The following is a 10,018-nucleotide window of genomic DNA, read 5'->3' as shown; positions in this document are numbered from 1 at the left end:
ATGCACAGAATCAGATTTTAGTAGAGCAGAACTTCAAGAAGCAGAGTTGAGTAAAGGAGATTTTAAATATGCTAATTTTATTCTCGCTAAATTAGATAATGCAAATTTGAGAAAGTCAGACCTAAGTAATGCTAATTTTAATTTCGCTTCTCTCAAAGGAGTTAATTTAGAAAGGGCAAATTTACAAGGAGCAAATTTAATCAGGGCAGATTTAGAAGGAGCTAATCTTAGTAAAGCAAATTTATCTGGTGCTAAAACTTATTTATGGAACATAAAAGATGCAGACTTTACTGATACTATAATGCCTGACGGGAGAAAATTTACTAAAGCCGAAATACCCACCGATAATCAACCAACAAAAGAAACAACAAATCAAAATATGACAACCCGCAAAATTATCAAAACCGACAAAGCACCAGAACCAGTTGGCCCATATAATCAAGCGATCGCTGCCACAGGTCAAATGATTTTCGTCTCCGGTCAAATAGCGATCGACACTAGAATCAATCAAATAGTCTACACCGACGACATAACCAAACAAACAGAACAAGTAATGACAAACCTTGAAGCTATCCTCACCGCAGCAGGAGCTACTTGGTCAAATGTTGTCAAAACCACTGTTTTCCTCAAAGACATGAACGACTTTGCCACAGTTAACACCGTCTATGCCAAATACTTCGACCCAGAAAACGCTCCTGTTCGCGCTTGTGTCGAAGTTGCTCGCTTACCCAAAGATGTACTTGTAGAAATTGACTGTATTGCAGTAGTATAATAGACATCTCCAGCAAAATAAGGAGTAGAGAGTAGAGGGAAATAATTGATAATTTCTGTACGATAATTGATTTTATTTTTGATGATTGGAGATGTCTATTTAATCTCCCCTACTCCCCCACTCCCACACTCCCCTACTCTCAACTATAGTCATTCTGAATAAGACTGGAACACTTTTTTAGCTGAAACTCTTTCAAGGCAAGAAACCCTTGTCTCAATCTTAATTGGAATGACTATATATAACTATATAATAAGTATTCAATCGGATTTGATATGATGTCAGAAGTCCGAAAATTTGGATAATTAGTAAGATTAACAAAAACGATCGCTCTACTCCCTCGGTAGGCGATCGCCCAGAAATTACTAAAATTTGCAGAATCAATTCTTATCCATAAATTATCAATTATTTCTCCCTGTTGCCAGATGAGCTGTTGCCTCTTTTCTGGAGATGTCTATTAATTTGCAACTTTCCATAACATCAAGCAATACTGTTAGCCCAATTTTTCGCCCATTCCAAAGTCTGCTTAACCTGCTGCATATCCGCAGCTTCACAATAAAGTCGCAAAACAGGTTCAGTACCACTAAACCGAATCAATAACCAACGACCATCAGCTAACCGCAACTTATACCCATCTATAGTCAAACAATCAACCACTTTTTGTCCAGCAACCTCTGTCAAAGGATAATTTTGTAACTGCTCCAACAAACGCGATCGCACCTCCATATTAGGCAAAGGTAAATCTATCCTGTCATAAACAGAACTAAAACCTGTTTTTTCTTGAAGTTTGCCGTAAATTGCACTTAAATCTTCACCAGACATTACCACTGCTTCTAACAAATAGAGTGCAGATAATAAAGCATCCCTTTCCGGAATATGAGTACCATAACCAATACCCCCAGACTCTTCTCCACCCACAAGCACCTGAGTTGACAACATCCGGTCGGCAATATATTTATAGCCAATGGGAGTTTCAAAAATTGGCATATTATATAATTCTGCCACCTTCGGAAATAGATCGGAACCACTAATAGTCTTTACAACTTCCCCACTAAACCCATGCCTAGTTGTCAGATGTTCTATCAAAATAGGAATTAAAATTTGGGAACTGAGAAAATTACCCTCACCATCCACAGCAGCAATGCGATCGCTATCTCCATCAAACACTAATCCAATGGATAAACTTCCCTGATTTGCTGCTCGATAACTTTTCATTTCTTTAAAAAGTTTACTCAAATAGCGAGGCAAAGGTTCAGGGGCACCACCATCAAACAAGGGATCGCGATTACCATTGACCTCTTGAATTTCTACTCCCAATATCTTTTGCAACCCTCCAGCAGCAGCACCGTGCATTACATCTGCAAAAACTTTTAATTTTCCCTCATTAATAGCATACTTAATGTTGTCTATATCTACCATTTTTTGTAAAGTTTCACAATAATTCGGCCAAGGATTAAAACTTTCTATTTTGCTCCCCTGAAGCTGATTTTTTTCTACTTCAACTGTTAATAAATCTTCTATTTGTTGTGTAATTTCTGGAGGAACTGACCCACCAAAAGCACCCTTTACTTTTAACCCTAAATATTTTCCTGGATTATGACTAGCAGTCATAACAATTGCCCCAAGAGCTTGTTTTTCAAATGCTGCCCAACTAAAAGCTGGAGTAGGAGCATAAGTTTCTGTTAACAGCACATCAAAACCTGCATTTTGAACAGCTTCAGCAGCAACTTGGGCAAATTCTTCAGCCATAAACCTACGGTCGTAGCCCACAATTACTGTTTGACTATTATTCGTAGAACCAGCATAATTTTTCTCTAAAATTCGCGCTGCGATTGGAGCTACTAAAGAAACTCGTTCAAAAGTAAAATCATCAGCTATAACACCGCGCCAGCCATCTGTTCCAAATTTTATTGGTTTAGCCATACTATAAATCTCTTTATATTGTTTAATTATTTGCTTTAATTCTCAGCTTTTTCCCCTACTTTTCTATACATAATTATTATCGAAAAGGATAGGAAAATAAGAAAAGTTATATCATGTTCCCCCTCCGGGGGAGCTACGCTAACGGTAGAACAGTTATAATTAGGCTCGTAGTTGGACTTTACTCCTAATACTAAGTATTGTAAGGGCTAAAGCCCTACTACAAACAAAAACTTTTTTTATCACTAATTATCCGGACATGATATTACTTCCTTATTCTCAGGGCATTCAATTACTAGCCATTAAAAAGCGTTTCCTGACGAAATGCTCTGCAAACAGATATCTAATTATATGCGCAAATTTTTAGGCTGATAGCTGATAGCTGATAGCTGATAGCTAATAGCTAGTTAAAAGAATGCAGGTTGATGCCGAATTAAGCTCAGGTATTCCTCTCTAATTTTCTGATCTTCTTCAAATAAGCCAAGCATAGCGCTGGTAACAGTCCAAGACCCAGGCTTTTGTACTCCTCGCATTACCATAGACGTATGAGTAGCTTCTATGACAACTGCAACACCTTTTGGTTCTAGAACTTGTTGAATTGCCTCAGCAATTTGACGGTTGAGTCGCTCCTGAACTTGCAATCTACGGGAATACATTTCCACAATCCGAGCTAGCTTACTAAGACCTACTACTTTTTGATTGGGAATATAAGCTACATGAGCTTTTCCCATAAATGGTAACATATGATGTTCACAAAGACTAAAAAGATTGATATCTCTAACTAGAACCATTTCGTTATGACCTTCGTCAAAAATGGCATTATTGACAATTTCTTCCAGGGATTGATTATAGCCTTGAGTGAGGAATTGCATTGCTTCTGCAACCCGCTTAGGAGTCTTGAGTAATCCTTCTCGTTCAGGATTTTCTCCTACTGATAGTAACATTGTTCGTACTGCCTCCATCATTGCTTCATTGGTCTCTTCAGCAGGAGGTTGTTGCTTTATCGGTTGACCATTAGATGAGGAGCTGCGGTCAGGTCGCTGAGAAATACCATTTGTAGCTGCATCAGAAGTTTTAGCACCATTGGTGCTAATTGTGTTATTGGAAGCGTTGGAAAAAGTTTGAGTCATAATAGATCCGGATCAGATTAAAAAAAAGCAAGTTATATCTTGACCTAACTTTTGCTAGGCCATTTAGCTTAGAGCGCAGCTCTCTGTTCATTGGCGGTAATCAGTTTTAGTTATTAATTAGCAATGAACTATGAAAATGGGAAATTTTCAATTTCTCTGCTGTAAGTGTGACACCGAGCAAGAATCTATTTTCACAAGTTATTACTTATCATTGAAGTAAGTAAATTAAATTACGGTCTGAGTTGGTATCAGGAAAGTATTAAGAATTCTCGGGAACTAACTATTTTTAGGATGTTATTATGATGAAATAGTTAAGCTCAATTCCAATAAGTTTCTTGGCCTTAGAAAGAGGTATCGATCAACCCAGGGAGAATTGGCTGAATACTAACTAAGTAGTTCTTTCTTTTCTTGTCATTATTTCATAAGGAGCTATGAAGCAAAATTGACTGGACACCCTAGATCACCCTCTTGTGAAAATACTTGGTCATTAACGAAACCATAATCACTACTTTAATAATTATGCCAGAAAGTTAGTAGTGCATGGTTAATTAAGATTGCTTTAATAAATTGAAAAACAATGAAAGAAAAAAAGTTCTATCTAGATTCTGTTGAATTTTATTAATTTTGCTAGATAAAATGTTTAAGAGTTATTAGAGCAATATTTCCCTAGCTAGAGTTATGGATGAAAAACTACTGAGGTTATTTTAAGAACTGTTTATTTTATTCTTAATTAGGGTTGACACTATTACTTGATTTCTAGTATAGCCTAAAATCAATTTATTAAAAGTATACTAAATTATCATCACTTTATTACAGTTTATGATGTATATCATCATCTTTTTAGTGTTCCTAGAGTAGAAATAATAAGTCACTAACAATCATCTTTCTTACCCATCTTGTGGATTTAATCAAAAAAATTAACTGGATACAGAGACAAAAGATTAATCCGCAGAAAAATCAAGCTTTTATTAATGGGATAATAATTTGTGACTTTTGACTTCCATGAAGCGGTTGACCAGAAGACAAAATAAATTTCAGTTTTTAAGTTTCCAAAAATACTCCTATGGAACGGAACTTTTGATAACGTTGTTTTCGGCGTTCATCACTGCTTATCTTAGTTAATTCTTCTATATTGCTGATTATGGCCTTTTTTAGATTTTCTGCTGCCTGTAATGGGTTAGCATGAGCGCCACCATTTGGTTCTGGGATGACACGATCTATAATCCCTATATTTTTTAAATCCCAAGAGGTTATTTTCAAAGCATCTGCTGCTTGAGAAGCTTTACCAGCATCTTTCCATAGAATTGCTGCACAAGCTTCAGGACTAGCAACTGTATATACAGAATGTTCTAACATCAGTAAGCGATCGCCCACTCCAATTCCTAACGCCCCACCTGAACCACCTTCTCCAATCACCGTACAAATTATTGGTACATCCAGATGAAACATTGCTCGTAGATTGTAGGCTATCGCTTCTCCTTGTCCCAATTTTTCAGCTTCTACACCTGGCCATGCACCAGGAGTATCAATAAAGGTCAAGATTGGCATTCCAAAACTATTGCCATGTTCCATTAGCCTCATTGCTTTGCGGTATCCTCCTGCTGAGGCCATACCGAAATTACGGGCTACATTATCTTTCGTATCTCGTCCTTTTTGATGACCAATAATTATAGTTGGCTTTCCATCTATTCTGGCCAAGCCCCCTACTATTGCTGGATCGTCACTACCACCGCGATCGCCATGTAACTCGAGCCACTCATCACAAATAGCTTGGATATAATCCAGAGTGCTTGGTCGCCTTGGGTGGCGGGCCAACTGTAGCCTCTGTACGGGGGAAAGACCATTAAAGATTTCTTGACGTAGTTGAGTTGCTTTAGCTTCTAGTTGGCTAATTTGCTCAGAGACATCTACACTACTACAGTCTTTAGCTAGTTCACGAATCTGATTTATACGGTTTTCTAATTCTGCTAGAGGCTTTTCAAAATCTAGGAGAATTTTACGTTCTGATTTGGGCACACCGAGTTTTTATTTTAGGTTCCACGTTAACATTGTTAAGTTTACCACAGTTCATCAGTTTTTTGATTAACCTGACCACCTTCTAAAAATCTAGACAATCCTAGACACGCTACTCATCGGTGACTAAAAGCGATTTTCCGACTCACCCGTCCATAAGTCTACTGGCAAAGAAGGTTAATGTTCCGCTCAAACACATTGAGTTTAGGACTCCCTCTGGGGTTTTCGTCCTTATGAAAAGTCGAGTGCCAAACACTCCATAATTGTTGCTAAAATCCTCTGGTTTTAGCAGACATAGGTAATAATAACACAGATTAATGGCGTAAAAACATAGACATTTTGTAGATATTTGTCTAGGATAGTCCATGTTTTTCAGCTTTAACAAGCAACAGGCAAGAATTCCCCTCCTATAAGGTCTATCCATTACCCACATCTTCCTTAACAGAAATATTGACAAAATAGACAAGTTATGAATTAGTCTTGGTTCGGCTTTTTTGGGAGAAAAAACCTATGGAAAAGTACATTTTTTTGAAAACTTCAGTAGTTTTACTTAGCGACTATGATTCTTTCTCCTTTCTCCCCTACTCCCTGCTCTCCTTCTCCCCACAAGGGTTTCAAGACTTATGGGTAATGGATAGCTGTTTAGATGGGGATTATTTGCCGAAATATGGAGATAAACAACCGAAATTTAGTGGAAAAAGAGTAACAAGAGGGTTGTATCAAACCAGGGAAAATAAATTATTAAATGCAATTAAATGCAGATGTAAATGGGTCATTTAATATAATTAAAAAAGTAATTCCTGATGTCTTTGACCAAGGAATAAAGGGTTTGTCGTTTAACCCTGTTGTGGTCGTTCCACTTGCGTTTGACTAGACTTTCAGACCTTCTCGTTCAGTTTGAGTAAGTTTAGTTGAGCGGTACTTCACCGTAGTAAAGCTATCCATAGAGGGGTATCTACAATTCCATCTTGCTGTTGTTTATATTTCCTTTGAGCCATCTTAACAGCAGTTTGAGTTTGAAGGCCAAATGTCCGATATATATTTTCCCTTTAAAAATCCTTTGGCCTTAAGACGTTGTTGTCACCCTCTAACTGCATTACCTCTCATCCAAATTTTGAGAGTTGGTAAATCTATACGATTAGAGGTTTCTATGTCTGAATTAATTGTGGCTGGGGACTGATTAGTTGTAGTAGTCGCAGAAGTTTTATTTTTGGCACACTCACAAGTTGAATCTGTATCTTTTACTGTAGTTTCAGTCAGCTCTAAGGATGTTGGGGTAGCAGGTAATAAACGATTCCAAGTATTTTGGTCAACAATTCCATTTGGGATTAACCCTACATCTTCTTGAAATTTAACAACTAGAGTTTTTGACTACTAATACTGGTGAGACTGTTTCTGTTCCTAATTTCTATAGAAAATCTCAATCTAATCTAGCAAGAAAGCAAAGAAAAGTATCTAGAAAAGAAATAGGGTCAAATAACTGGAGGGTAGCACAAAATAGAATAGCTAGACTACATCAACATATAGCCAGACAAACAGAAGATTTTCACTATAAAACTGCTCATAAATTGGCAATAAAATATGACCTAATTGCCGTTGTAGACGCGGAGCGGCGCGCCGAAGGCAGACCTGAATATCAAAGGTTTAGCTAGAAACACAAAACTTTCAAAATCAATTTATGATGTAGGTAAATAATGAATAATGAATAATGAATAATGAATAATGAATGATATCAAATCCGTTGGCTTCACAGTAGTTAGTATAATACTGTTGATCGTCATACAATCGGTAAGGGCAAATGGCCATTCCCCCTACAATATAGACTCTTATCTTTAAAGATTAAATAACACCGATGCTACCGGATTTGATATGATTCTTTAATTATTAATTATTAATTATTAATTATTAATTATTTAAGGTGTTCATGTAAGTAGGGGCGAATGGCCATTCGCCCCTACATCCTCACAATACATCACATGCATTGTAGTAATTGTGGTCAGAAAGTACCTAAAACTTTATCAGTTAGAACTCACTCTTGTCCTAAATGTAAAACAGTTTTAGATAGAGATGAAAACGCTGCAATTAACATATTAAATAAAGCATTAAACGAGGTGGGTATCATCTTGTCTGCTTGTGGAGGCTTAGGCGTTAGTCAGCCTGTGTTTCGCTCCGCGACATATAACGCGTAGCGTTGCACCAGCACTCGCAAGAAGCTTCTTTGTTTGAGAAGCTCCCGTTATAATCTCCGATTTAACGGGAGAGAACTTCACGATAATATCCTATTAATTTCAACACTCCTTGCAGTTGGGATACTTCTTCTCCCTGACTACCTGTTTTGAGTATTGGTCGATCAATAGAAATGGGTACAGAATTAATTTCTAAAGGTATTTGTGCCCATGTAGTAGTTAGCCTACTTAAATTGATTATTAATAGGCTGAAAAAACTTAAGCAAAATATCCAAGTTTGATTTTTTCCAATTTTCACTGCTATGTTTATTAAGTCTTTTAATCTTAACATTATAGACATCTCCTATAATAAAAAATAAAATCTATCGCACAGAAATTATCAATTATTTTCCCCTACTCCCTACTCCCTCTTTTGGTGGAGATGTCTAATATATTTATTAGTTCTAGTTAATAGCTTAACTTTGATATTAAATAGTAGGCTTTTTTTGACTCAAATTATAGCAATTGTGATTCTCAATCTTCTTCCGGTCCAACAATTGAAACATAAGGTTCAATAAAATACTTACTAGCAACTTTTTGTGCCTCAGCAGTAGTTACCATTGTCAGATTTTCTTGAAATTTGGCATCAAATTCCATACCCAAACCTAAAATTTCATACCATCCTAAAATTTGAGCAATTTGTGAGTTTGTTTGTTTACCTAAAGCATATTGACCTAATAATTTGTTTTTGCAGACTTGTAAGTCTTCTGAGCTAAGTTGATTATTAACTAAGCGTTCCACTTCTTCTCTTAATCCTGCTTTAGCGAACGCTGTATTTTCTGTAGCAGTTCCTATATAAACTGTAAAGTTGGAGATATCTATACGGGTAGGATAAAAAGCAGATACATCATAAGCTAAACCTCGTTTTTCTCTCAGTTCAACAAATAAGCGACTTGATAAACCATTGCCCAAATAAGTATTAATTAGTTTGAGAGGAGCATAGTCAGAACTATTAACATTTGCTGCCAAATAACCAAGCATAATAATTGATTGTTGAGTTTCTTGGTATGTTGTTGTTTTTGATGGTTGGGGAGTTAGACTTGGTAAGTTTAAAGTTATCGGGGGTGTTTCTGGTTGTTGCCAATCTCCTAATATTTGTTCAACTAAATTAATTGCTTTGGCGTTCGTAATATTGCCTACTATAGATATGATTATATTATCTGGACGGAAGTGAGTTTGATGAAATTCTTGAAGATCGGCGCGGGTAATTTGAGAAACTGTTTTTTCTGTGCCTAAAGTTGATAAAGCATAAGGATGATTTTGATACATCATTTCTCGTAATTGAGAGAATGCTACGGTAAAAGGTTGTTCTAGTTGAGAGCGAATACTTTGAATAGTAATTCGTTTTTCTAGTTCAATTTCTGTTTCTGGAAATGATGGATATTTGATTATTTCTCCTGACAGTTGAAATATGTCTGTAAAATCTGCAGATACGGTTTTTATGCTCAGTAAGAAATAATCTGTGGTTGTATCTGTACCTAGTCTTGCTCCTACTGATTCAACTTTATGAGCAATATCTAGAGAGGATAATTTTCCTGTACCTTTGGTTAATACTGCTGCTAACAAGTGAGAGATTCCTGCCTGTTCTCTGGGTTCATAACGACTACCTATGCGTAAGAATATTTTGGCTGAGACAATATCCGCTGTCTTATTTTCTGTTGTGATGACGACTATGCCATTATTCAGGACTTTTCGCTCTATATTTTTTTTAATCATTAATTTTTTAATTTTCAATATTAGTCAGCAGTGAGGAACTAGGTCGTAGGTGGCGTGGTGGTAGGTCTTAGTTGTTAGGTAGTAGGTATTATATAGAATCCGGTTATGCAGTATATGTTTATAATTCTATCCACACTTCAATCTCCCCGCACTTCAATCTCCTCACCCTTCCCACACTCCCAACTATATAATAAGTATTCAACCGGATTTTATATTAGGTGTTATACCAATTTTATCTGAAGTGG

General features: G+C 36.5%; 10 protein-coding genes. 4 read left to right on the top strand and 6 right to left on the bottom strand.

The window, feature by feature from the left end; all coding sequences use genetic code 11:
* On the top strand, window positions 1–772 hold a 772-nt coding region (locus SAGCYANO_RS48820; RefSeq protein WP_202221103.1), incomplete at its 5' end, for a Rid family detoxifying hydrolase.
* A gap of 477 nt (window positions 773–1,249) precedes the next feature.
* Here the strand turns inward: SAGCYANO_RS48820 and SAGCYANO_RS16665 are convergent.
* The 4 genes from SAGCYANO_RS16665 to SAGCYANO_RS50400 form a co-directional block, all read right to left on the bottom strand.
* The gene (locus SAGCYANO_RS16665; RefSeq protein WP_202221102.1) at window positions 1,250–2,692 is read right to left on the bottom strand and encodes a phosphoglucomutase/phosphomannomutase family protein; all 1,443 of its coding nucleotides are present in this window, start codon (window positions 2,690–2,692) and stop codon (window positions 1,250–1,252) included.
* 404 nt (window positions 2,693–3,096) lie between these two features.
* Window positions 3,097–3,819, bottom strand: coding sequence for a GTP cyclohydrolase I FolE (gene folE / locus SAGCYANO_RS16660; RefSeq protein ID WP_202221101.1), 723 nt, complete (start codon window positions 3,817–3,819; stop codon window positions 3,097–3,099).
* Between the two features lie 1,041 nt (window positions 3,820–4,860).
* Entirely contained in the window at window positions 4,861–5,835 is a 975-nt protein-coding gene (locus SAGCYANO_RS16655; RefSeq protein ID WP_202221100.1) for an acetyl-CoA carboxylase carboxyltransferase subunit alpha, read from the bottom strand.
* Window positions 5,836–6,755: 920 nt separating this feature from the next.
* Entirely contained in the window at window positions 6,756–6,872 is a 117-nt protein-coding gene (locus tag SAGCYANO_RS50400; protein WP_202221106.1) for a peptidoglycan-binding protein, read from the bottom strand.
* A 170-nt stretch (window positions 6,873–7,042) separates the two neighbouring features.
* On the opposite strand from SAGCYANO_RS50400, the gene SAGCYANO_RS16640 reads away from it, so the two are divergent.
* The 3 genes from SAGCYANO_RS16640 (at window position 7,043) to SAGCYANO_RS16630 (ending at window position 8,021) form a co-directional block, all read left to right on the top strand.
* Window positions 7,043–7,180: a hypothetical protein gene (locus tag SAGCYANO_RS16640; protein WP_202221098.1), complete on the top strand. Its 138-nt coding sequence runs from the start codon at window positions 7,043–7,045 to the stop codon at window positions 7,178–7,180.
* A 19-nt stretch (window positions 7,181–7,199) separates the two neighbouring features.
* Entirely contained in the window at window positions 7,200–7,484 is a 285-nt protein-coding gene (locus SAGCYANO_RS16635; protein ID WP_202221097.1) for a transposase, read from the top strand.
* Window positions 7,485–7,772: 288 nt separating this feature from the next.
* Window positions 7,773–8,021 carry a zinc ribbon domain-containing protein gene (locus SAGCYANO_RS16630; protein WP_307785907.1) on the top strand — a complete coding sequence of 83 codons (249 nt, stop codon included), beginning with the start codon at window positions 7,773–7,775 and terminating at the stop codon, window positions 8,019–8,021.
* 61 nt (window positions 8,022–8,082) lie between these two features.
* Here the strand turns inward: SAGCYANO_RS16630 and SAGCYANO_RS16625 are convergent, their stop codons facing one another.
* The gene (locus SAGCYANO_RS16625; RefSeq protein ID WP_202221096.1) at window positions 8,083–8,349 is read right to left on the bottom strand and encodes a peptidoglycan-binding protein; all 267 of its coding nucleotides are present in this window, start codon (window positions 8,347–8,349) and stop codon (window positions 8,083–8,085) included.
* Window positions 8,350–8,531: 182 nt separating this feature from the next.
* Window positions 8,532–9,773 carry a pitrilysin family protein gene (locus SAGCYANO_RS16620; RefSeq protein WP_202221095.1) on the bottom strand — a complete coding sequence of 414 codons (1,242 nt, stop codon included), beginning with the start codon at window positions 9,771–9,773 and terminating at the stop codon, window positions 8,532–8,534.
* Window positions 9,774–10,018 lie beyond the last annotated feature (245 nt).

The sequence above is a fragment of the Okeania sp. KiyG1 genome, from assembly GCF_014132355.1.
In the GTDB taxonomy this organism is placed as follows: domain Bacteria; phylum Cyanobacteriota; class Cyanobacteriia; order Cyanobacteriales; family Microcoleaceae; genus Okeania.
The sequence above is the reverse complement of the archived record's forward strand: the minus strand, read 5'-3'. Positions and strand labels throughout refer to the sequence as shown.

Bases quoted from the DNA above. Each gene is read 5' to 3' on its own strand.
- SAGCYANO_RS16665 (WP_202221102.1), bottom strand. From the start codon at position 2,692: ATGGCTAAACCAATAAAATTTGGAACAGATGGCTGGCGCGGTGTTATA.
- folE (WP_202221101.1), bottom strand. From the start codon at position 3,819: ATGACTCAAACTTTTTCCAACGCTTCCAATAACACAATTAGCACCAAT.
- SAGCYANO_RS16630 (WP_307785907.1), top strand. From the start codon at position 7,773: ATGGCCATTCGCCCCTACATCCTCACAATACATCACATGCATTGTAGT.
- SAGCYANO_RS16625 (WP_202221096.1), bottom strand. From the start codon at position 8,349: ATGTTAAGATTAAAAGACTTAATAAACATAGCAGTGAAAATTGGAAAA.
- SAGCYANO_RS16620 (WP_202221095.1), bottom strand. From the start codon at position 9,773: ATGATTAAAAAAAATATAGAGCGAAAAGTCCTGAATAATGGCATAGTC.